General features: G+C 65.6%; 21 protein-coding genes, 1 tRNA gene and 1 pseudogene. 14 read left to right on the top strand and 9 right to left on the bottom strand.

Annotated elements, in window-relative coordinates; all coding sequences use genetic code 11:
* The first annotated feature begins 32 nt into the window (after positions 1 to 32).
* Positions 33 to 2,450 carry an alpha/beta fold hydrolase gene (locus GXK59_RS20650; RefSeq protein WP_237393813.1) on the top strand — a complete coding sequence of 806 codons (2,418 nt, stop codon included), beginning with the start codon at positions 33 to 35 and terminating at the stop codon, positions 2,448 to 2,450.
* Positions 2,451 to 2,484: 34 nt separating this feature from the next.
* On the top strand, positions 2,485 to 3,195 hold the full coding sequence (locus GXK59_RS07160; protein ID WP_237393812.1) for a DNA alkylation repair protein: 711 nt from the start codon (positions 2,485 to 2,487) through the stop codon (positions 3,193 to 3,195).
* Here the strand turns inward: GXK59_RS07160 and GXK59_RS07155 are convergent.
* From GXK59_RS07155 to GXK59_RS07135, 5 genes are all read right to left on the bottom strand, one after another.
* A complete protein-coding gene (locus tag GXK59_RS07155) occupies positions 3,180 to 3,572 on the bottom strand; it encodes a DUF7793 family protein (protein ID WP_160665528.1) in 393 nt (130 codons plus the stop codon). The genes GXK59_RS07160 and GXK59_RS07155 overlap by 16 nt on opposite strands.
* Before the next feature lie 136 nt (positions 3,573 to 3,708).
* The gene (locus GXK59_RS07150) at positions 3,709 to 4,065 is read right to left on the bottom strand and encodes a DUF6221 family protein (RefSeq protein WP_160665526.1); all 357 of its coding nucleotides are present in this window, start codon (positions 4,063 to 4,065) and stop codon (positions 3,709 to 3,711) included.
* 51 nt (positions 4,066 to 4,116) lie between these two features.
* Positions 4,117 to 5,064 (bottom strand): EAL domain-containing protein, encoded by a 948-nt coding sequence (locus GXK59_RS07145; protein ID WP_160665524.1) that lies wholly within the window; start codon positions 5,062 to 5,064, stop codon positions 4,117 to 4,119.
* A 413-nt stretch (positions 5,065 to 5,477) separates the two neighbouring features.
* Positions 5,478 to 6,275 carry a dioxygenase family protein gene (locus tag GXK59_RS07140; protein WP_160665522.1) on the bottom strand — a complete coding sequence of 266 codons (798 nt, stop codon included), beginning with the start codon at positions 6,273 to 6,275 and terminating at the stop codon, positions 5,478 to 5,480.
* A gap of 54 nt (positions 6,276 to 6,329) precedes the next feature.
* Positions 6,330 to 7,271 carry a GlxA family transcriptional regulator gene (locus tag GXK59_RS07135; protein ID WP_160665520.1) on the bottom strand — a complete coding sequence of 314 codons (942 nt, stop codon included), beginning with the start codon at positions 7,269 to 7,271 and terminating at the stop codon, positions 6,330 to 6,332.
* A 111-nt stretch (positions 7,272 to 7,382) separates the two neighbouring features.
* Between GXK59_RS07135 and GXK59_RS07130 the strand changes: the two genes are divergently transcribed.
* The 3 genes from GXK59_RS07130 (at position 7,383) to GXK59_RS07120 (ending at position 10,767) form a co-directional block, all read left to right on the top strand.
* Complete coding sequence (locus GXK59_RS07130; protein ID WP_160665517.1) at positions 7,383 to 8,624, top strand: DJ-1/PfpI family protein; 1,242 nt, start codon at positions 7,383 to 7,385, stop codon at positions 8,622 to 8,624.
* 88 nt (positions 8,625 to 8,712) lie between these two features.
* Complete coding sequence (locus tag GXK59_RS07125) at positions 8,713 to 9,735, top strand: alpha/beta fold hydrolase (RefSeq protein ID WP_160665515.1); 1,023 nt, start codon at positions 8,713 to 8,715, stop codon at positions 9,733 to 9,735.
* A 159-nt stretch (positions 9,736 to 9,894) separates the two neighbouring features.
* On the top strand, positions 9,895 to 10,767 hold the full coding sequence (locus tag GXK59_RS07120; RefSeq protein ID WP_160665513.1) for a PhzF family phenazine biosynthesis protein: 873 nt from the start codon (positions 9,895 to 9,897) through the stop codon (positions 10,765 to 10,767).
* Positions 10,768 to 11,143: 376 nt separating this feature from the next.
* On the opposite strand, the gene GXK59_RS07115 is transcribed toward GXK59_RS07120, so the two are convergent.
* Both GXK59_RS07115 and GXK59_RS07110 read right to left on the bottom strand, forming a co-directional pair.
* Positions 11,144 to 11,449, bottom strand: coding sequence for a hypothetical protein (locus tag GXK59_RS07115; protein WP_160665511.1), 306 nt, complete (start codon positions 11,447 to 11,449; stop codon positions 11,144 to 11,146).
* A gap of 121 nt (positions 11,450 to 11,570) precedes the next feature.
* Positions 11,571 to 11,921 carry a DUF898 domain-containing protein gene (locus tag GXK59_RS07110; RefSeq protein WP_160665509.1) on the bottom strand — a complete coding sequence of 117 codons (351 nt, stop codon included), beginning with the start codon at positions 11,919 to 11,921 and terminating at the stop codon, positions 11,571 to 11,573.
* Positions 11,922 to 11,943: 22 nt separating this feature from the next.
* Between GXK59_RS07110 and GXK59_RS07105 the strand changes: the two are divergent.
* The 5 genes and pseudogenes from GXK59_RS07105 to GXK59_RS07085 form a co-directional block, all read left to right on the top strand.
* Positions 11,944 to 12,201, top strand: a pseudogene (locus GXK59_RS07105) (type I restriction enzyme endonuclease domain-containing protein); the annotation flags it as partial.
* A 214-nt stretch (positions 12,202 to 12,415) separates the two neighbouring features.
* Positions 12,416 to 12,607, top strand: a complete 192-nt coding sequence (locus tag GXK59_RS07100; RefSeq protein WP_160665507.1) for a hypothetical protein — start codon at positions 12,416 to 12,418, stop codon at positions 12,605 to 12,607.
* Positions 12,608 to 12,747: 140 nt separating this feature from the next.
* Positions 12,748 to 12,933: a hypothetical protein gene (locus GXK59_RS07095; RefSeq protein ID WP_083266519.1), complete on the top strand. Its 186-nt coding sequence runs from the start codon at positions 12,748 to 12,750 to the stop codon at positions 12,931 to 12,933.
* A 345-nt stretch (positions 12,934 to 13,278) separates the two neighbouring features.
* Positions 13,279 to 13,455 (top strand): CsbD family protein, encoded by a 177-nt coding sequence (locus GXK59_RS07090; RefSeq protein ID WP_069951468.1) that lies wholly within the window; start codon positions 13,279 to 13,281, stop codon positions 13,453 to 13,455.
* Positions 13,456 to 13,952: 497 nt separating this feature from the next.
* Entirely contained in the window at positions 13,953 to 14,762 is an 810-nt protein-coding gene (locus GXK59_RS07085; RefSeq protein ID WP_160665505.1) for a hypothetical protein, read from the top strand.
* A 309-nt stretch (positions 14,763 to 15,071) separates the two neighbouring features.
* On the opposite strand, the gene GXK59_RS07080 is transcribed toward GXK59_RS07085, so the two are convergent.
* The gene (locus GXK59_RS07080; RefSeq protein ID WP_237393811.1) at positions 15,072 to 15,395 is read right to left on the bottom strand and encodes a DUF6994 family protein; all 324 of its coding nucleotides are present in this window, start codon (positions 15,393 to 15,395) and stop codon (positions 15,072 to 15,074) included.
* Between the two features lie 43 nt (positions 15,396 to 15,438).
* On the opposite strand from GXK59_RS07080, the gene fdh reads away from it, so the two are divergent.
* The 3 genes from fdh (at position 15,439) to nrfD (ending at position 20,986) form a co-directional block, all read left to right on the top strand.
* A complete protein-coding gene (fdh, locus tag GXK59_RS07075; RefSeq protein WP_160665503.1) occupies positions 15,439 to 18,777 on the top strand; it encodes a formate dehydrogenase in 3,339 nt (1,112 codons plus the stop codon).
* A 113-nt stretch (positions 18,778 to 18,890) separates the two neighbouring features.
* A complete protein-coding gene (locus GXK59_RS07070; RefSeq protein ID WP_160665501.1) occupies positions 18,891 to 19,901 on the top strand; it encodes a 4Fe-4S dicluster domain-containing protein in 1,011 nt (336 codons plus the stop codon).
* Positions 19,898 to 20,986 (top strand): NrfD/PsrC family molybdoenzyme membrane anchor subunit, encoded by a 1,089-nt coding sequence (gene nrfD / locus GXK59_RS07065; RefSeq protein ID WP_160665499.1) that lies wholly within the window; start codon positions 19,898 to 19,900, stop codon positions 20,984 to 20,986. Before GXK59_RS07070 ends, nrfD begins: the two co-directional genes overlap by 4 nt.
* Positions 20,987 to 21,017: 31 nt before the next feature.
* On the opposite strand, the gene selD is transcribed toward nrfD, so the two are convergent.
* Positions 21,018 to 22,043 carry a selenide, water dikinase SelD gene (gene selD, locus GXK59_RS07060; RefSeq protein WP_160665497.1) on the bottom strand — a complete coding sequence of 342 codons (1,026 nt, stop codon included), beginning with the start codon at positions 22,041 to 22,043 and terminating at the stop codon, positions 21,018 to 21,020.
* Positions 22,044 to 22,085: 42 nt separating this feature from the next.
* On the opposite strand from selD, the gene GXK59_RS07055 reads away from it, so the two are divergent.
* Positions 22,086 to 22,180 (top strand) — tRNA-Sec (locus GXK59_RS07055).
* The last annotated feature ends 7 nt before the right edge of the window (positions 22,181 to 22,187 follow it).

Below are 22,187 nucleotides of genomic sequence, written 5' to 3'. Positions count from 1 at the left end.
CTATGTCAACTCCAAGTCGATAGCTTGGCTTGATGAGCGAACACGTGGATGTGTTGATTGTTGGCGCCGGGCTGAGCGGGATAGGTTTCGCCAGCCGGCTCAAACGCGACGTGCCCGGGAAGACCTTCACGATCCTGGAGTCCCGCGGCGCCGTGGGCGGCACCTGGGACCTCTTCCGGTATCCGGGCATCCGCTCCGATAGCGACATGTACACGCTGGGCTATTCCTTCCGGCCCTGGGCCGGCGCCAAAGCCATCGCCGACGGCGATTCGATCCGCGACTACATCCAGGCGACGGTCGCCGACGAGGGCCTCGCCTCGCGAATCCGGCTCAACCACCGCGTCGTCGCGGCCGAGTGGTCCAGCGCCACCGCGTTGTGGACGGTCACAGCCACCCGCACGTCCGACGCCGAATATCGGAACGACGGTCCGGCGTCGACCGCGGTGACAGTCACTTTTACCTGCTCGTTCCTGTCCGTCTGCTCGGGCTATTACCGCTATGACGAGGGCTTTACCCCGGCGATTGAGGGGGCCGACACCTTCGCCGGGTCGATCGTCCACCCGCAGCACTGGCCCGCTGACCTCGACTACGACGGCAAACAGGTGGTGATCATCGGCAGCGGGGCCACGGCGGTGACGCTCGTGCCGTCGATGGCGAGGTCGGCCGCCAAAGTCACCATGCTCCAGCGCTCCCCCACCTACATCGCGCCCGTCCCGTCCCGGGACCACCTGGCCGACCGCCTCCGGGGCAAGCTGCCGGCGCAGCTGGCGTACGACGTCGTCCGGGCCAAGAACATTCTCTTTTCGATGTTCACCTACCAGCTGAGCCGGCGGCGGCCGGAAACGATGAAGGCAATCCTCCGCAAGTCAGCCATCGCCAAGCTGCCGGCGGGTTTTGCGGTCGATACACACTTGGCACCGTCCTATGAGCCGTGGGACCAGCGGCTCTGCGCGATCCCCAATGGCGACCTCTACCGTGCGATCAGCGCAGGCACCGCCGACATCGTGACCGACAGGATCTCGCGGATCACCCCGCACGGGATTGACCTGGTGTCGGGGGAATCCATTCCGGCCGACGTGATTGTCACGGCGACGGGACTGAACCTGCTGGTGATTGGCGGCATGGCCCTGACGGTCGACGGCGAGCCCGTGGACGTCGGCAGGACCCTGACCTACAAGGGGATGATGCTCGAGGGCGTACCCAACTTTGCGCTCACTATCGGCTACACCAACGCGTCCTGGACCTTGAAGGCGGATCTCGTCGCAGGCTACATCTGCCGGCTGCTGAAGCACCTCGACCGCAGGAACCTGCAATGGGTGGCACCCACAGCACCGGCCGGCGTCGCGGACGCTGAACTGACGTCCCTGATCGACCTGAAGGCCGGCTACATCCTGCGCGACGCCGGCCGCCTTCCCCGGCAGGGCGCCGACTCGCCCTGGCGGCTGCACCAGAACTACCTGCGCGATTTCGCCCTGCTCAGGGCCGGCAAACTGACCGGCCACGTGCGGTTCGGCCGGCGCGGGCAGCAGGTGCGGGCGTTCGGGCGGGCATCCGGGCGGGGAGACACGGCGGCGCCGGGTCCGCTTGAGCTCCCCGGAGCCGGATATGTCGACGCCGGGGGCACGCGTTTGCGCTACCGGAAAACCGGTACCGGGGACCCGGTGCTGCTCCTGCACGGAATCGGCCAGAGCCTCGAAGACTGGACCGAGCAGCACGACCGGCTCTCGGCACGCCATACCGTCATCAGCGTGGACCTGCCCGGCTTCGCGTACTCGGAACGGCTCTCCGGGCCCGCGACATTGGCGAAGCTCGCCGGTGCCTTGCCCGCCTTCCTCGACGCCGTTGGGGTGCAGGGGCCGCTTCCCGTGATGGGCAACTCGCTCGGCGGCGCCGTCGCCATGAAGTTCGCGGCCGACCATCCGGACCGCGTTTCGGCCCTTGTTCTTGCCGACAGCGCCGGGTTCGGCCAGGAGGTTGCGCTGGTGCTGCGCCTGCTGACGGTGAGGCCGCTCGCGGCACTGCTCATGCGTCCCGCTCGGGCGGCCTCCCGCCGAACGGTCGAGTCGATCTTTTACGACAAGGCGCTGGTGACCGAGGCCCGCGTCGAGCATGCTTTTGCCCTGTCGCAGCGGCCCGCACACCGCCAAAGCGTCGAAGATATCGCCCGCGATCTGGGAACGATCTCCGGCATCAGGGCTGAATGGCGGACGGCCCTCGTCGAGGCGTTGGCGAAGTCGGGCATTCCAATGTTCGTGGTGTGGGGCGACCACGACCACGTCCTCCCGTTCAGCCATTTGGCGGCGGCGGCCGCGGCGCTGCCACGGGCCGAGGCGCACGTCTTTGCGAAGACGGGACACATGCCGCAGATCGAACGTCCTGATGAGTTCGCCGCAGTGGTTGAGGACTTCCTCTCCCGACGCGTGGCGGGCCGCGAAGTTTCTTCCTACTAGGCTGAATTTCACATGTGATGGAAAGGATGCCGGGTTGGCTGAGACGACGGTGGCCGAGGTGATGGCGGAATTGGCCGCTCTCGAGGACCCGAGGGCACGCATTGTGAACGAGAAACACGGTGATGATCTCGGTGTGAAGCTCAGCAAGCTGCGCGCGCTCGCGAAGCGGCTGAAGACACAGCAGGAACTCGCATGCCAGCTCTGGGCGACGGATGACACCGCGGCTAGACTGCTGGCGATCCTGATATGCCGCCCGAAAGCGTTCGAGCGCGACGAGCTGGACGTTATGTTGCGTGAGGCACGGACCCCCAAGGTGCACGACTGGCTCGTGAACTACGTGGTGAAGAAGAACCCGCATTCCGAAGAGTTGCGCCTGGCCTGGCTCGCCGATCCGGACCCGGTGGTCGCGAGTGCCGGTTGGGCGCTGACCACCGAACGCGTCGCAAAGCAGCCCGAAGGACTCGATCTGGAGGGGCTGCTGGACATCATCGAAACGGGGATGAAAGACGCCCCGGACCGCCTGCGGTGGGCGATGAACCACTCTCTGGCCCAGATCGGGATCGAGCACTCCGGGCACCGCGGCCGCGCAATGGACATCGGTGAACGCCTGGAAGTGCTCAAGGACTACCCGACTCCCCCGGGTTGCACGTCTCCGTTCGCGCCCGTCTGGATCGCCGAGATGGTGCGCCGCAAGGACGGCACCCAGGAAATCTTTCTGGTGGCGAACGCTCAGACCTCACCCTGAACTTCAGCTTGGATGAAGTCTGCCAACCAGGTCATGGCGGCCTTCCTGGACGTGAAAAACTCGTGCGGGTAATGGGTATGGCGGCTCGTAGCGGCAGCAATGACACGATCGACGGCGCTGGATCCGAGAACTGCGATGGCCACCACACCGGTACTTTTTGCGAACTCGAACCTGGCCGCGGCGCTGAACTCGACGTCGGTCATTTCAGAAAGCATCGGCATCGGGCTCCCCCCGATGATGCGGTCCACAGCATGCATGGCGTCCTTGGCGTCGTCGACATCCACAAAAGAACCGGGGCGCCAGACACTCTCGAGTATCCCTTCCCTGACGATCAGAGAGTTCTTCCCGTCAGCAGCGTCAATTCGTCCTGGCATCATCTCGTTGATCCTAGGCCTTGACTGCGACGACGCTCCACATGATTCCCGGCGTGGCCCACGGAGAGTCAATCGGGCCATGACCTGGCGGATACATCCGCGGCGTCGCCGTCGCGGTCAGACGGTACGGCCGGAAATCTCACTCAGCCGGAGATTCTCCGGCGACCTCCGTGGGCAACTCGGGCGACCAGCCCGCGTCGTAGTCCGGGTGGTCCCGGTGGGAGCCTGCGAGGATGGCGAGCATGGCCCGGCGGGCAACCGCAACCGTACCTTCCGCTTCGCCGGGATCATTGATCCCTTCGGCGTCGGCAGCTTCCTTCCAGCTGGCGATGATGGCCCGCTTCTGGGCGCACTCGTCGAGCATCCGCTGACAGAGGGAGGCTTCGTCGATGTCTCCGGTTTCACGACTACATGTTGCCCCCGGACCAAAAGATCCTTCCAGGATGGCTGATTCCTGCTCGGCTATACGTGCTTCCAGAAACTCAACAATGTCCATGGCCACCATCATTACATCCGCCCGGCCTGCAGTCAGGACGGGACTGCTCCGTCAGCGCCCGGCCAACGGCCGGACTTCGTGGACCGGTTCCTTCCATCCTGCCCAGTCCCTCAGCCGAACCGTGGGCCGGCCGAGGTGATAGCCCTGACCGGTTGTCACGCCGAGGCCGGCGACTGCGGCAAGTTCGTCACTGGTCTCGATGCCTTCCGCGATGAGCACCGCTCCGAGCTGCTCCGCGAAGTCGGTCATGACCTCGCCAAAGGCGTGACGGAGCGGGTCAGTCTCGATTCCGGCGACCAGGTGGCGGTCAAGTTTGATGAAGTCGGGGCAGATTTGCCTGATCTGGCGGATGGAATCGAAGTGCGACCCCACATGGTCAACCGCCAGGCGGAGCCCCCGCTTGCGCAGGGGCGCTAACGCGTCGGCCAAAGCGGCGGCCTGCATGTCTGCCAGGGCGTCAGTTAGCTCGAGGACCACACGATCCACTGCGACCATCGATTCCTCCAGCAGTCCGGGAAGGAGCGGGTCCAGGCAGGTTGCCGGGGACAGTTTCAGGGCCACGTACAAATGCGCGGGGAGGTGAATGGCTGAGTTGAGGGCGGACTCCAGGGCCGCGAGTTCAAGCTCACTGCCGAGTTGCGCTTCGGCCGCCGCAGCGAACCACTCCCCCGCGGGGTCGCTGCCGTCGCTGACGAACCGCGTGAACGCTTCGACTCCAACAACCCTGCCGGTGGACAGTTCACGGATCGGTTGGAAAGCGGTCACCAGCATCCGGCCTTGAAGGACCTTCTCGATCCGCAAACTCATGCTTTCCTGGGCATCCCGGGCAGGTTCTTCCGGCCCGGGCGCCAGGCCCTTGGACTCCGCAGGCAGCCCCGTGAGGGATCGGAGAGCCAACAGATGCTCCGCCAGCGCAATATCCGGCCGCCCCGGATGGGCGGCCAGATGTTCGCGCAGCAGTTCCCGGACATGGGCCTGCCCCGGCGACGGGTCAGCCAAGACCGTCTCAATGATCCAGGCAGCCTGCCGGCGTATCCCCGGAGGTTCAACGCCACGAGCCTGACCAGAGACCTGCTCTGCAGAGCCGGCGCCATGAGGGCGACCTGGAACGGACGACGGTTCCATCGACATAGGCTATTCCTTTGTTCTGGATTCCGGCTGAGCCCGGAAACCACATACGGTCGCCCGCGCTCCCCTGCCGGGCTTGCCTGGCCAGGCGAGCAGGGTGACCATGAGGACACAGTACAACGGGGGCTGACCTGTCCGTCCCTAGAGTCGGAGTGTTTTGTTGCGAGACTCGTTGCCGGCGTCGCGGACTTAGGGCGCCAGCTTCGATGCCGCGCTCTTTAGCCGACTATCACTGAGCCGATGGCGGCCCACAGGCCGAGAACGGCGAGCGGAGTCTGCGCGGCTTAAGTAAGGGTCCACGAGCGTTTTGACAGGCCGAACCAGAACCCGTCGATCGCGGTTTTGGCGTTCAGGTCGCCGGACTCGTACGCTGCCCCGAGCGCGACATACAGCGGGGCCCAATGTTCGCTGCGAGGGTGCGCCTCGCGGGCTGCCGGGGCCTTGTGCAGGAAGTCCAGGATGGAGTCGACGTCGCCGCGCGCCATTGCTTCCTCTGCCCAGTGGTCGAACTCACGGGAGACCGACGGCGGGACACTGTCGGGTCCGCCGGCGGGGTTGAACCAGCGCAGATTGTGCGTGGTGAACCCCGAACCGACGATCAGTGTGCCGCGGTCGCGCAAGGGCGCCAGCGACTTGCCCAGATCGAACAGGCCCTGCGGATCAAGGGTGGGCATGGACATTTGTACGACCGGTACATCCGCGTCCGGGAACATCTCCTTGAGCGGGACGTAGGCGCCGTGGTCCAGGCCGCGGCTCTCGTCGCGCTCGACATGGTGGCCATGACCGGCCACGAGCTTCTCCACTTCGGCGGCGAGACCGGGAGCCTGCGGGGCGTCGTAGGTGACGTCGTAGTACTTCTGGGCGAAACCGCCGAAGTCATAGACCAGTCCCGGGTTGCGCCCGGTGGCGCTGAGCGTGACCGGGGCGTTTTCCCAGTGGGCGGACACCATCAGAATGTCTTTGGGCTTGTCGAAGGTGCCGGACCATGCGTTGAGTTCGCGGGTCCACGTGGCGTCGTCAGCCAGCGGCGGAGCACCATGGCTGAGGAAGAGAACCGGGGGGCGGTCGAGGGTCGATGTCATGTAATCAGCCTAGCCGGTTTTACTTGAAGGTTCAAGTGTCTGTTCACCCGTCCGCTAAGTACGGTTGCGGCCCCGGTATAAACGCCGGTAGCTGGACGGTGTCGTGTTGAGTTCACGCATGAAGTGAAGCCTGAAGTTGGCCGTCGTTCCCAGCCCGCTCCTGGCTGCGATCGCCTCCATGGTCAGATCGGTCGTTTCCAGCAGACGGCATGCCTCGGCGATCCGCTGGCCGGTGAGCCAGCGCAGCGGCGTCGTCCCGGCTTCAGCGAGGAATCTTCGGGCGAAGGTGCTCGGCGCCCATCCGGCGTGGGCGGCCATGTCCCCAACAGAGAGCGGCTCCGCCATGTGCTGGCGGGCCCAGGTGCATGTTGAGCCGAATTGGGCCAGCGGCACAGAAACTGGACGCTCAATGAACTGGGTCTGCCCGCCCTCGCGATGGGGCGCAACAACCATGCGCCGGGCGATGCGGATGGCAGCCTCGGTTCCGAAGTCTTTGCGGACCAGATGAAGGCACAGGTCGATGCCGGCGGCCACGCCCGCGCTGGTGCTGATGGCGCCGTCGTCGACGTAGAGCACTTCGGGGTCAACGGTCACAGCGGGGTGCAGGGTCTGGAGCTGCTGCGCATTCCTCCAGTGGGTGGTTGCCCGCTTACCATCCAGGAGCCCCGCAGCTGCGAGGGCAAAAGCACCTGTACATACCGAGACCACCCGGGCCCCGCCGGCGGCTGCCCGGCGAAGTGCGTCGCTTACAGGTGCCGGAGGGTTGGTGAGGGGCTCGAATCCCGGCACCACGATCGTGTCGGCAGTGGCCAGTGCGTCGAGTCCCTCTGCGGCGTAGATGGAGTATCCCGATGTCGTGGCAACCAGGCCGGGCTCAACCGCGCAGATCCGGAACGAATACCGCTCCCGCTCATCCTCGTGACCGAAGACCTGCGCGGGAATGGCGAGGTCGAAAGCGACGACCCCGGGCAACGCCAGCGCAACGACATGATGCATGCAGTCACTGTACTCACCTGGCCGGCTCCGGAAGCCCCGAAAGCAGAATCCTTGTCATAGTAGGTATTTTTACCGCTCTCCCCCGCGGACCGAAGCTGGGAGCGTTGGCCTATGAGCAAATATTCAAAGGCATTGCAGCGACTGGGGCGTGCCGCCGTGGCCGTCACGCTCGCCGGTGCGACCCTCGCCTGCATCCTGCTGGCCGGCACCACGGTGATCCGGCACGACACCGGGTTGGACGCTCCGGCTGCCCGCCCCGCCGGGGCCGCTCCCAGCGCCCCGATCCGGGCGGCCGGAACGATCCACGTTGCCATCGTTTTGGGTCGAAGCGGGACGGAGGCGGCCGATGTGCTCGCGCCCTATGACGTTTTCGCCCGGTCGCCCAAATTCACCGTATCGACAGTGGCTGAAACCAGGCTGCCCATTCAGCTTGTGGGAGGTCCCGCCGTCATACCTGCCAGCACCTTCTCCGAGCTGGACAGCGGAGCGGCGTCCGCGCCGGACCTCCTGGTTGTGCCCGCCGTCGAGGACCCGTCCGGGGACAGCGAAGCCGCCACAAGATCATGGATCGTTCGGCAATCTGCCCGGGGAATCCATATCCTGGGGATCTGCAGCGGGTCAATGCTGCTCGCCGAAACCGGAGTGCTGGACGGGCACCGCGCCACCTCGCACTGGTCCCGGATCGGCTCACTGCAAAAAAGCCGGCCGGGCGTGCAGTGGGTTGGCGGTCAGCGCTTCGTCCAGGATGGCCGAATTACGACGACGGCTGGCGTGACCTCCGGCATCCCCGGTGCACTGCAACTCATCCATGACCTTGGCGGGCCGGCGGAAGCTGCGCGGGTCGGCGCGGAGGTCGGTTATCCGGGCTGGTCGCCATCCGGCAGCACAGCCATCCCCGAACGGGCTTTCAGCGCCAGCGACGCGCCCGTCGCGCTGAATGCGGCACTCCCCTGGTTCCGGCCCACCGTCGGCATCGGTCTGACCGATGGAATCGGCGAGATCGACGCCGTCGCGCCCTTCGAGGTGTACGCCGTCTCGGGTGCCGCGCGAACGGTTGCTGTCGCCGCCACACCGTCTGTCACAACCAAACACGGCATGGTCCTGCTCACGACGCTTCCGTTCGCTGACAGACCTGCGGTGGACCGATTGATCCTGCCCGGCACCGCCGCAGACGACGCGCGGCTCACCACCTGGGCAGCGAAATGGTCTCTCAGCACAACCGCCCTGCCGCGAGGGTCACACCAGGGGGCAGCGTTCGATGCGGCCCTCGAAGAGTTGTCCCGGCATGCAGGCAGCGCTGCGGCTGCTTCAACGGCCAAACCGCCGTCGGCATCGGCGCGCTGCCCGGACTGATCCGCTCCGCCGTCCGCAGAGCACCGCGCACGACAACCACGAAAACAGCAGCATCCAACCGTACCTTCAGCCCTGAAAGGGGCCCGTCATGACCACCACCGCACCCGCCCCCAGCCGAAAATCACACAGGATCCGGAACCTCTGGGTCATCATTGCCACCATGGCTGGGCTGGTTGCCGCCTCCACCACAACCAACCTGGTGATCGAGCACGCCGAGCGTTCCTCGATCACACCCTACGGAGAGAGGGTGCCCGTCAGCCACGGAGCGCTCAACGTGTACCGCACCGCCGGCGGTCGCGGACCCGGAGCAACGGGCGCAGGCGCAGCCGGCCCCGGCGCCGGCAAGACCATAGTGCTGTTGAGCGGGCTCGGTACTGCGGCGCCGGCCCTCGACTTCGCCCCGCTCATCCGGGAGCTCGTCGGATACAACGTGGTGGTCGTCGAGGGATTTGGTTACGGGTACAGCGACCTGTCCGCCAAGGAAGGGACCGTCGAGAACATCACCGCGGAACTGCATGAAGCGCTCTCGAAAGTAAACGTCGGCGGACCGTACATCCTCGCAGGTCATTCCATCGCAGGTTTCTACACCCTCTACTACGCCAACAAATACCGGACTGAAGTTTCGGCCGTCGTCGGAATAGATCCCACAATCCCGGCCGCCGGAGCCGCTCATCCGGACGCCGGGGCCGCTCCGGACGGCGTCAACTGGGGCCGCCTGTTCTCCACCACGGGACTTGTCCGCTGGGCCAGCACCCTTGCCCCCGCTCTTGTCGAACCGGACGGCGACGCATACACCGCAGCCGAACGCGAACAGATGCGCCGGATGACCAGCTGGAACTTTGGCAATCCCGCCGTCGTCGACGAAATAAACCGGATCGCGGAGAATGCCCACAAGGTGCAAGGACTGCGCTACCCGGATGATTTGCCCGTCCTCACGTTTTTGGCCGGCGACGAGGGAACCCCGCCGAACCGGGCGCTGCACGAGGACCGTCTGCGCAACGTCGGGCACCATGCGGTGGTTGTGCTCTCCGGCGGACACTACCTCCACTGGACGCAGGCACCGGCCATGGCGCAGAAAATCACGGCCTTCTTCAGCCAGATACCTCAATGACACAAGCCGGTGCCGCGAGCGGACGTCGCGGCCGCCGTCGAATGGTTCACGCGGAAGGGACCGCGGCGTCCGGACTCACCCGCGCCACCGGTGAGCTGGCGGCATGGCACATGTCTGTTGAGCCGCTGATGCAGTGACCCGGCATGGGAGGATCGGGGTATGGAAAACACCCCAGAGGTCCTCCGATATGCGGCCTTTTCCACGACGCCGAACGGCGGCAATCCTGCCGGGCTGGTCCTGGACGCACGCCACCTGGATGAAGCCGAAATGCTGTCGGTGGCGGCCGCCGTCGGGTATGCCGAAACGGCCTTTGTGACGGAGCAGGGCGTCGACGGCGACCCGCGCCGGAGCCGGGTCCGCTACTTCTCGCCGATCGCCGAGGTGCCATTCTGTGGCCATGCGACGATTGCGCTGGCCGTTGCGCTGAGCGGTCGCGACGGGGCTGGATCCTTCACGTTTGACACCCCGGTCGGCCCCATCGTCATCGAGACAGCAGGCGAAGGCACCGACGTCACCGCATCGTTCACCGCCGTTGAGCCGCGGCTGGCGGAATTCGACGACGCCGTCCTGGCTGAACTCCTCGGGTTACTCGGCGTCGGGCAGGGCGATCTCGATCCGGCCTATCCGCCGAGGATCGCGTATTCAGGAAACTGGCATCCGGTGCTGGTTGTCGCCGACCGTGCGCTCTTCGATTCCTTTGGCTTCGATCCGGTGGCGGTGCGCCAACTCATGGACGCCCACGGCTGGGCCGCCACGGTGACTGTCCTGCACCCACTTGCGGACGGCGAATTCGAAGCGCGGAATCTGTTCCCGGTGGGCGCCATCACGGAGGACCCAGCGACAGGGGCTGCCGCGGCTGCGGTCGGCGGCTACCTGCGCATCCTGGGTTTGGTCGAGCCCCGATCGAGGGTCCTGATCCATCAGGGACGGCACGTCGGCCGGCCGGGCCTACTCACCGTGGACATTCCCGCTGCCGGCGGGATAGTGGTCAGCGGCACGGCCGTCCGGATTCCGAGCAAGGAACCGCTGTGACCGGAGGGACGAGGCTGGGCGGACCGCACTGGCGGCGAGTGGTGGCGGCCCTGGCCAACAACGACGCGCGGACCGCCTACGCGCAAATCGTGCTGGGCGCCAAGCTCCCCGACGCGGTTGCTGGGCTGAATGCCCGACGGCGGGACAGGGCCATCGCCGCCCTGCTGGAGTCCGGGCTCGTCGAACGGAATGCTGCCAACGAACTGGAGGCGTCCGGGGCGATCTTCAGCGGCCTGCTCTCCCAGGAACCCCGACGTCAGGCGCAGTCCGGATTGGCTCGCTTCATGCGCCTTGGCATGAGGAACGGACTTCCTCCGGCTCCTCGTACTCACGGCAAGACGAAACATAGGAACGAGGGCCACCGGATTCTGAGCGGTCAGCCCGCGCCCTGGCCCTCGCGGGCCACCTCCTCCAGAACTCGGGCCGCCGGCGGAGCCGACATCAGCTGCCCTATCACCTCGGGTTTGTCCCACACCTGGCTCCGCAGCCGTTCCAGAAAGACGGTCGCAGCGTCCTTGGTGTCGAAATCAAGGAGCACGGCTACGCTGTTCTGGTCCTCGACATCCCGAAACACCCGGACGGACCGCGCGCCCGAGGCGGCACGGCCTGCGGGATCGGTGTCGAAGACCTTCTTCCATGCCTCGTAGTCCCGGACCGGATAGCTAGTCTGCAGGGTGAACATCGTCGTTCCTTTCCCTCGGGCTGTGCCAGGACCACGATAGGCCGTCCAGGGTCATCCCGGTAGGGCGCAGCCCGGTGCCAGCAAGAAGCCCTGCGCCCCAAAGGGTGCAGGGCCATTCCGTCTAGGCGTAAACGGTGTTCTCGACCTTCCACTGCATCAGCCGTGGGTAGACCCAGAAGGCGTAGATGCCAACCGTGATGATGCTCAGCAGCAGCCACTTGATCCACAGGCCGAAGATGCCCCACCCGGTGCCGATGAACAGAAGCTGCCGGTACGTGTTCTTGGCCCGCCGCCGCTCGACCAGGACAACCGCGAACGGGTAGCAGGTCCCAATCGTGCAGATCGTGATCAGAACTCCCAGGATCTGGGTTCCGAACCAGGACGCAGCCCCGCCGCTGAACTGGTAGATCTTGACGCCGGGAACGGTTGCGGCGCCGGCGCTCACCGTGGTCCCGGGGCTGGCGGCGGGCATCTGCCCGTAGGGTGCAATTTTCTCATCGAACCAATCCGCGGTGGAGGTCCAGGGCGAAGGCAAGCTGGCCGAGATCGCGCGGCAGCTGGTGAACGTCATGCGGCGCGATGTGCGCACCGACTGGACGGTCCGAGACGACGTCCGCGCGAAACTTCGGTCTTCGATCAAACGCCTCCTTGTGCTGAACGGCTATCCGCCGGACAAGCAGCCCGAGGCCATCAAGCTGGTCATGGAGCAGATGGAATCCATGGCCCCGCGGTCTGCCGAGGCACGGGGCTAACCGGGACGAGATTCCGCCATCGGGCGGTTGCTATCGGCCAACGGCGCCCAGATAATTCTAGGAACTGTGCTGGGGATCCTGCTGATCGTCACCTGGTTGGCACCATGCAAGACAAACTCATTGTCCTGGTTCGTATGGGCCTCGATTGCTCCCACGCCAGGATCACTGCCCATGGCCACGTGACTGCACAAAGCATCCAGGTCTCTACGTGATCGTGAAATGCGCAAACGCCCGGATGGAGTGCCTGGCCGTGGAAATCGACATGACCCGCGCCAGCGTCGAACCCGTCGCCCTGGAGCAGCTGCTCGCGCTCGGCAGGATCCACGATGAGCAGCTCCTCCTCGACCCCGACTGTACGCAAACCGGCATTAGGGGCCAACGACACCCGTTCTGTCCGAGCACCTGATCGACAGCCCTCATATCGTCCCCCGGAACAACAAACCCGACGAAGCCCGGGCCTCCCCGAACGCCCCAGACGCTACTATAATTTGATTCACACCCCGCAGCGGGAGATGAGCGATGATACGCGGAATTGGCAGGCGCAAAATGGGCAGGCGCGGAATAGGTCTGATCGGGATCGTGTATCTGATCATCGGAGTAGTGGTCGCCGCCACCCACGGTTATCTCGTGGCATGGAACGTTCCCGGCAACATCCTGGAAGGCCTCGCGGCAATTGTCCTGTGGCCTCTCGTGGCCCTCTTCGGGGTCGATCTGCACACCTTGATCGCATAGGGCCCCGCAAATCCAGGCTGCTGACGGGACTTCACCGCCGTGGGTGGGACCGCTTGCCGGGACGCGGCGGCGGTGCATGACGTTTGTTCGGTGTGTCCGGGTGCCATTTCAGCACTGCCGACGACCTGCCACTCGGCGCCGAAAATTACTATGCCCGCAGCGAAAAAAGGGTGCCAAAATCCGTGTGCCTGAACCTCCGGGCCGCACCGGCCGCCCACTCCGGCCCCAAACCACCCGATATGCCGATCGCCAATCGCACCCACTCTTGCCGGTTCCGTCCCTACAATTAACTGTCGGCCTCCACGGCATTCACGTCGCGGGGGCGGCCAAATAAGGAGAACGACCATGGGTTTGGGTGACAAGATCCACAACGCCGCCGAGAAACTCCACGGCAAGGGCAAAGCAGCCGCCGGCGATGCCACCGGCAACGACCGGCTGAAGGCCGAGGGCAAAGGCGAGCAAGTCAAAGCGGACCTGAAGCAGGCCGGCGAAAAAATCAAAGACGCCTTCAAGAAACACTGAGACACGCAGCGAGAAGGCAGAGGTGCGGTCCGGATGGACCGCACCTCTGCCTTTTGCCTGGCAGCAGGACAGATCAATGAGAAACCGCCCGCTCCTGAAGTTTTCTCAAGTCCCAGCATGTGCAACTGATAGGTTCGTTTGACGGGCATCGGGCTGCATCTGCGGGTCCCTGGTCCCTCCCTCGCCTTCGCGGATGAGCCCCAGCAAGCCGACAGCGCCGTCGTCGGAAGGCTCCCGGACCGAAGCGAAGCGGGCATGAGTCGAAACGCGGCGGACACACCGCTCCATGAAGCCGACGCATGCCGTGCATGCCACTCTCCGGGGGTCCCGAGACTGCAAAAGCACGATCGGCGAGGCGCCTGAATACTTCACCGCGGCCGGGCGGCCAAAGCCGCCGCCGCGGCCGACGCCGCCGCCCCTGTTGCGGAGCAGTGGCTCTGGCTAGACTTGAATTGCGCCGGAGTAGACGCATGTGTTCGTCTCAGGAGGGCAAGATCATGACAGACCGCAGCGACTCCGAAGTGCCCGAGGATCAGGCGGCCACGGAAAAGAAACCGGAAGAACGGGAGCTACGTGGCCGGTACGTCGAAGGCAGCTATGGCAAGGCCGGCGTGCAGAGCGGCCGCCACGCGGAGGACGAGGAAGGCCAGTACATCGAAGGTGATTACGGTGGGGCCGGCAGTGAAGGCGGCCTGCCCGAACCCTTGGGAGAACAGGCCAAAGAATCCGGGCGCTACGTGACGGCCGACTATGGCGACGCCGGGACGGCTCCGGGACGTACGTCCGGATCGGAAATCGGTCAGTACCCCGAGGGTGACTACGGTGCGGACGGTACCGTGGATCCCGTGCGCAAGGCCGGAACAGATACGCGTAAGCCAATGGCCGGGAATCCGCTCGGCGGCCAGGACGCTGCAACCCAAGCCGGGCACCCCGCGCCGGGCGCCGACGTCCCGGCCGATCACGCCCGCACCGGTGCAGATGTGGGAGAAGCGGTCGACATCGCTGAGGCGGGCACCAAGGCGCAGGGGGACCATTCGCATCCCGAACGGGCCAAGTCAGGCGAGGCGCCCGTCGAGCAGGTGTTCAACGACCCCGCCATGACCGAGGGGCAGCGTACCGTGACCGGATCTGCGACGGCCGCCGGGGCCGTACCGCCCGGACCTTCACCTGCCGACGCCGGATCCGGTGGAGCCCAGTCCGTTATCGGGGCTCGAGAGTCGGACCGTCTCGCGGCGGGCGAGCCGCCGACCAAAGGCAAGCCCTTCGACAACGGCACCAAGAACACCGAAACCGACAGCGACGGATAGCACGTTTGCGCTCAGCTCCACGGGGCCATGGCAGCATGTGGCCCTCGGCGTGCCGAGGGCCAGATGCTGCCATGTCCGGTCCGGTCATGGCTGCTGTTGCCAGCGGCACCGAGGATGAGCGCGAGCAAGGAGAGGTGTGAGACCCAAGGGTACTTGGCCAAAAGCGCCAGCTGTCAATAGCTGAAAGCTACACATCTTCGTGGCCACCTCATATAAGCGAGGTGGCTTTTACCAACGCGCCTTGCTTCACGAACTCGCCCAGTCTTCAGCGGGTATTCACTGTTACTTTCGAGCCTGTTGATCAGAAGGTCAGGGTTGGGCGTCAATCCTCTTGTTGCGTGCACGGATGAAATCCCTGCTGCGTTGTAAATACTCGGGGTTCTTTGGAACTGCCGGTGTCCTGAAGTTGTCGAACGGATGGAAGAACCGGATGGTGCAATCCTCAGTGATGAGGTCTTGCAGTAGGAAGAATTCAACGTACCCATCAAAGTCCTTGAACAGCGCGAAGAAGTCTGAATACCTGTCCAGGGACTTCTCCGAATTTGTTCGACGGCTCGCCTGAATAATGGCGGCGGATGCATTCCAAGGCCCCGCGGCAACGTCGAAGGCGACGGGCCGGATGGTGAGCTTCATCGACACTCTGTCGTTGGCGCCCCGGATTGTGTAGGCTCCTGCCATGGCTCGGCGCAGCTTTCTTCAGTGGCCGGTCGTCCGGCAGTTCAGTACGGGCGACCTGCTGGGCCGCGGCCCGGCGGTAACCTCCCCGCGGACGAGGGAGATCACGCCGCGGACGGCCACCGCAGACCGAGTCGTGCAGAGCGTGTGCCCGTATTGTGCCGTGGGCTGTGGACAGCGGGTCTACGTCAAGGATGAAAAGGTCGTCCAGATCGAAGGCGATCCGGATTCGCCTATTTCCCGCGGCCGGTTGTGCCCCAAGGGCTCTGCGAGCGAGCAGTTGGTCAACTCGCCGGGCCGGCAGACCGAAGTGCTCTACCGTGCACCACGCTCCACCCAGTGGCAGCACCTGGATCTCGAAACTGCCATCGACATGGTGGCGGACCGCTTCATCGATTCCCGCCGCAGGACGTGGCAGCAGGAAGACGACGAGGGCCGGCTGCTTCGCCGAACGATGGGCATAGCCTCGCTGGGCGGGGCCACGCTGGACAACGAAGAGAACTACCTGATCAAGAAACTCTTCACGGCTGCCGGAGCAGTGCAAATCGAGAACCAAGCACGTATTTGACACTCTTCCACGGTTCCCAGTTTGGGAGCCTCGTTTGGACGCGGTGGTGCAACGCAATCACTGCAAGACATGGCCAACGCCGACTGCATCATCATTCAGGGCTCCAATATGGCCGAATGCCATCCTGTGGGTTATCAGTGGGTTGCGGAGGCCAAGGCCCGCGGAGCGAAGGTCATCCACGTCGACCCCAGGTTCACGCGCACCTCGGCCGTCGCGGACAAGCACATTCCCATTCGGGCCGGCTCTGACGTTGTGCTCTTGGGCGCGCTGATTAACTACGTCCTCACGCACGACCTGTGGTTCAAGGAGTACGTGAGCGCGTACACCAACGCGGCAACGCTGGTTCATGCCGATTACCGCGACGCCGAGGATCTGGGCGGACTGTTCTCCGGCTACGATCCGGAAACGGGAGCTTACGATAGGGCGTCGTGGTCGTACGCGGAACAGGGCGGAGGCACCATCGACGACGCTGGGGCTGGCACCGAGCACGGCTCCCATGCGTCGGATCGTGCCGCGGGAGACCAGTTCGGCAGCGGCGGTCCTGCCCTCGAACACGCTCAAGTGCAGCGTGACGATACCCTGCAGGACCCCCGGACCGTTTTCCAGATCTTGAAGCGGCACTACGCCCGTTACACCCCGGAGATGGTCCAGGACATGTGTGGCATCGACGTCGCGGACTTTGAGTATCTGGCCCGTGCCATCACGGAAAACTCCGGGCGCGAACGGACAACGTGCTTTGCCTACGCCGTCGGCTGGACCCAGCACTCGCTCGGAGCGCAGTTCATCCGGGCCGCCGCCATCCTGCAACTTCTGCTCGGCAACGTGGGCCGCCCGGGCAGCGGAATCATGGCCCTGCGCGGCCATGCAAGCATCCAAGGTTCCACGGACATTCCGACCTTGTTCAACCTGCTGCCCGGGTACCTGCCCATGCCCAGCGCCGGGCGCCACGACACCTTCAGCGAATACCTGGACGCAATCGCGTCGAAGAAGCAGAAAGGCTTTTGGGCGGACGCCGACTCCTACACAATCAGCCTGCTGAAGGCCTGGTGGGGCGATGCCGCGACCGCGGAGAACGACTGGGCCTACGATTACCTTCCCAGGCTGACCGGAGCGCACGGCACGTACCAGACGGTGATGGACATGCTCGCGGACAAGGTGGAAGGCTACTTCCTCCTCGGACAGAACCCCGCCGTGGGCTCGTCCAACGGCCGCATGCAACGCCTGGGCATGTCGCACTTGAAGTGGCTGGTGGTGCGCGACCTGAACCTCATCGAGTCGGCGACCTGGTGGAAGGACGGCCCGGAGATCGAATCGGGGGAACTGCGCACCGAAGACATCGAGACCGAAGTGTTCTTCCTGCCTGCAGCAAGCCACGTGGAAAAGGCCGGCTCGTTCACGCAGACCCAACGGCTGCTGCAGTGGCGGCACCAGGCGGTGGCACCTCCTGGTGAGTGCCAAAGTGAACTGCAGTTCTTCTTCGAACTGGGCCAGCGGATCCGCGAAAAACTGGCGGGTTCGGAGGACGAACGCGACCGTCCGCTGCTCGACCTCACCTGGGACTACCCCACCGACGAGCACGGCGAGCCCGACGGCGAGGCGGTGCTGGCCGAAATCAACGGCCGTCACCTCAGTGGCCCGGACGCGGGCAAACCGCTCTCCGCGTACACGGAACTGCGCGCCGACGGTTCCACGTCGGCAGGCTGCTGGATCTACACCGGCGTCTACGCCGACGGCATCAACCATGCCGCCAACCGGAAACCGGGCCAGGAGCAGGGACCTGCCGCTTCGGAATGGGGCTGGGCGTGGCCGGCCAACCGCCGGATTCTCTACAACCGGGCGTCGGCCGACCCTGCCGGTAAACCGTGGAGCGAGCGGAAGAAATACATCTGGTGGGACCAGGAGCAGGGTCGGTGGGTCGGAGACGACGTACCCGACTTCCCGGTTGACCGTACTCCGGGCAGCCAACCCGACCCCGATCTCGGTGGTCCGGCCGCCTTGACCGGCGATGATCCCTTCATCATGCAGTCCGACGGGAAGGGCTGGTTGTTCGCGCCGACGGGCGTCGTCGACGGTCCGCTTCCCACCCACTACGAACCGCAGGAATCGCCGGTGGCCAACGCGCTTTACCCGCAGCAGCAGAATCCGGCCCGTCTGGTGTACCCCCGCGCGGACAACCTCAGTGCACCAAGCGCAGGTACCAGTGGCGCGGACGTCTATCCCTACGTCTTCACCACGTACCGGCTCACCGAACACCACACTGCCGGCGGAATGAGCCGCTGGTTGCCGTACCTCTCGGAGCTGCAGCCGGAAATGTTCTGCGAGGTCTCTCCCGAGCTGGCCGCTGAGCGCGGACTCGAGCCCTACGGGTGGGCCACGATCATTTCGGCCCGCTCCGCCATCGAGGCGAAGGTGCTCGTCACCAAACGGATGAAACCCCTGGCCGTTGGCGGCCACACCGTCCATCAGATCGGGTTGCCCTACCATTGGGGCGTCGGAGCCGATGCTGTCGTCAGCGGTGACGCAGCCAATGACCTGTTGGGCGTGACGCTGGACCCCAACGTCCAGATCCAGGAATCCAAGGTTGCCTCCTGTGACATCCGCCCGGGCCGCCGGCCGCGCGGGGCGGAGCTCCTTGACCTGGTTGCGGAGTACCAGGCCCGGGCCGGAGCGACGACCGAGACCGGGAACCGACTCGTTACCGATCCGGGCGCGGAAAGCGTCCGCCGCGGCCCCGCAAAGGACGGCCCCGCAAAGGACGGCCGGCCAGGATGATAGGCGTCTTCACTTCCGGTCCGGCGGGGCCACACCATGCACCGCCTGCACCCCCTTCACAACCGGTGCGTTCTGGTAGCGTTCCGGATACCGACTCGACGTTGGAGGACTAGATGGGCCAGCTGTCCGGACCGACCGACCCCGCCGCCGATGCCCGGTGGGAGCATCAGCACCCGCGCAAGGGGTTCTTCACAGACACCTCCATCTGTATCGGCTGCAAGGCCTGCGAAGTGGCCTGCAAAGAGTGGAACCACAACCCCCAAAACGGCAACCTGGAGCTGCTGGAGTCCTCCTATGACAACACCGGAGCGCTCGGCGCCAGCACCTGGCGGCATGTCGCCTTCGTTGAACAGGGCCAGGAACGCATTACCGAGGCGCGGGAGTCCGGGCGGGCGCTGGTCAACCTCGGCATGCCCCGCATCGGCCCTCCCCCGACGGCAGCGTCCGCCGGGGCGGACCTGGCGAACGCGGATACGACGCCGCCGGACACGGCAGACTTCCGTTGGTTGATGTCCTCCGATGTCTGCAAGCACTGCACGCACGCCGGGTGCCTGGATGTCTGCCCGACCGGAGCGCTTTTCCGCACGGAGTTCGGCACTGTGGTGGTCCAGGACGACGTGTGCAACGGCTGCGGAACCTGCGTTGCCGGGTGTCCGTTCGGCGTGATTGAGCGCCGCAGCGACGGCATGGTGGCGGTGGCAGCCCGGCGGGAGGAACCGCACGCCAAGCATCCCGCCGTCCCCAACGTCGGCGTCGCCCAGAAGTGCACGCTGTGCTACGACCGCCTGGTCAACGATGAGACGCCCGCTTGCGCTAAAGCCTGTCCGACAACGTCCATCAAATTCGGCAACCACGACGACATGGTGGAGACGGCCCGGGAACGGGTGGCCTCGCTGCACCAGCAGGGACTCACGGAAGCCCGGCTCTATGGTGCGAACGAACTCGACGGCGTCGGCGGAACGGGAGCGGTCTTCCTCCTGCTCGACGAACCGGAAGTCTACGGACTTCCGCCGGATCCGAGAGTGCCCACAGCCGACCTGCCGCAGATGTACCGGCGGGCCGGTATGGCCGTCGCCGGCATGGTCGCCGCTACGGTGCTGGCTTTCCTGGGAGGGCGCGCGTGACCCACTCCGAGTTCGACAGCTTTCGGCCGCCCGAGCCTGCCCGTCGTCGCCGGTCCGGCGTCATGCGCGGCACCGGCCGCCGCGACAGCGGTGACTGCTCCCGTGAAATGCCTATGGTCCCGGAGCCGGACTTCACCTCCTACTACGGCCGACCGGTGGTCAAGCCGGCACCCTGGACCGAAGATGTGGCCGCTTACCTGTTCCTTGGCGGTGTGGCCGCCGGTTCCGTGCTGCTAGGTCTCGGCGGGCAGCTGACCGGGCGGCCGACGCTGCGCCGGAATGCCCGGTTGAGTGCGTTGACGGCAGTGAGCTTCGGTGCCGTTGCCCTGGTGAAGGATCTGGGCAGGCCGGAGCGCTTCCTGAACATGCTGCGGACCATCAAGCTGACCTCACCCATGAGTGTGGGCTCGTGGATCCTCAGCGCGTTCAGCGTCGGCACGGCCGTCTCGGCGGCAGCGGAAGTGGATCGGATGACCGGGGCGCGGTTGCCACTGGGTCCGTTGCGGAACTTGCTGCAAGCGGTCGAGGGACCGGCAGGTTTCGAGGCCGCGCTTTTCGCCGGACCGCTGGCGGCGTACGCCGCGGTGCTGCTCGGTGACACGGCCACACCCACTTGGAACGCCGCGCACGAGGAATTGCCATTCGTTTTCGTGAGTTCGGCGGCCCTCGCTTCTGCCGGGCTTGCGATGATCACGACTCCGGTACAGGAGGCGGGTCCGGCCCGAAAACTTGCTGTGCTGGGCGTGATGGGTGACGTGGTTGCCATGCGGGTGATGGAGCACCGGATGGACCCGGTGGTGGCCGAGCCCCTGCACCAAGGCAAGGCAGGTGTCATGCTGAAGTGGAGCGAGCGGCTGGCGGCTGCGGGCGGACTGGGGACACTGCTGGGCGGACGCAACCGGGCGGTGGCCGCAGCTTCCGGGCTGGCACTGCTGGCCGCCTCGGCGCTGACCCGGTTCGGCGTGTTCGAGGCCGGCCTTGCCTCGGCTCGGGACCCGCGTTACACGATCGAACCGCAGAAGAACCGTCTCGCCGCCCGCCGCGCCGCCGGCATTACCGGCGATTCGATCACTACTGCCGGCTGACCGGTCTGCCGCCGGTTGAGGGGATCTTGGCTTAGCGGATCTCGATGCCCTGGCCGACGACGGTATGCCCGATCACGGGATAGCCGGGCAACTCGCCGACGACGAGCAAGCCGCCGGAGGTCTGTGCATCGGCCAGCAGCAGCAGGTCGTCTTCGGTGACGCCCGCGGCGGGCCGTAGGTGCGGTCGAACCCAATCGAGGTTTCGCCGCGTCCCGCCGGAGACAAAGCCGTCCCGCAACGCCTCCCGGGCGCCCTCGACGAGTGGCACCGCCGTCCGGTCGATCACTGCCCCCACTCCGGAGGCGCGGCACATCTTGTACAGATGTCCAAGCAGGCCGAAGCCCGTCACGTCCGTGGCCGCACGCACGCCGGCCGCCACAGCGGACTCGGCGGCGTCGCGGTTGAGGCGCGTCATCGTCGCTACCGCTTCCGCGAACACTTCACCGGTCTGCTTGTGCCGGTTATTGAGCAGTCCGACGCCGATCGGCTTGGTGAGCGTGAGCGGCAGCCCGGGCAGGGCGGCGTCGTTGCGCAGCAACCGGTCGGGATGGGCGACGCCGGTGACCGCCATGCCGTACTTCGGCTCCGGATCGTCAATCGAATGCCCGCCAATCACCGGGCACGCCGCCTCGGTGGCGACGCTCAGGCCGCCGCGGAGTACTTCAGTCATCAACTCCAGCGGCAGCACGCCGCGGGGCCAGCCGACGAGGTTGATCGCCATGATCGGGCGGCCGCCCATCGCGTAAATGTCCGAGAGCGCGTTGGCGGCAGCGATCCGGCCCCAGTCAAAGGCATCGTCGACCACGGGAGTGAAGAAGTCGGCGGTGGACAGTACCGCCAGGTCGCCGCGCACCAGGACGGCTGCTGCGTCGTCGCCGCTGTCAAGACCAACCAGCACGTCCGCGCCTGGCTGGCCGGTAAGGCCGCGCACCGCTTCTTCGAGCTCGCCGGGCGGAATCTTGCACGCGCAGCCACCACCGTGGGCATAGCCGGTGAGCCGGACTGCGCCGACGCCGTCGTTGTTAAGTTGCGGAATAGACGTCCCGGTCTCTTTCACTCCCCTAGGTTACCCCCGTGGGCAATCTGCTAGATTGATCCCGGTGGCGTCCGGGTCCTGGTGGGCCCCCCGGTCTTCAAAACCGGTGAGGCTGAGTATCTCGGCCTGGCGGGTTCGATTCCCGTCCGCCTCCGCCAACTGCCT

Source organism: Pseudarthrobacter sp. ATCC 49987, from assembly GCF_009928425.1.
GTDB lineage: Bacteria > Actinomycetota > Actinomycetes > Actinomycetales > Micrococcaceae > Arthrobacter.
This window is presented reverse-complemented; position numbering and strand designations above follow the sequence as displayed.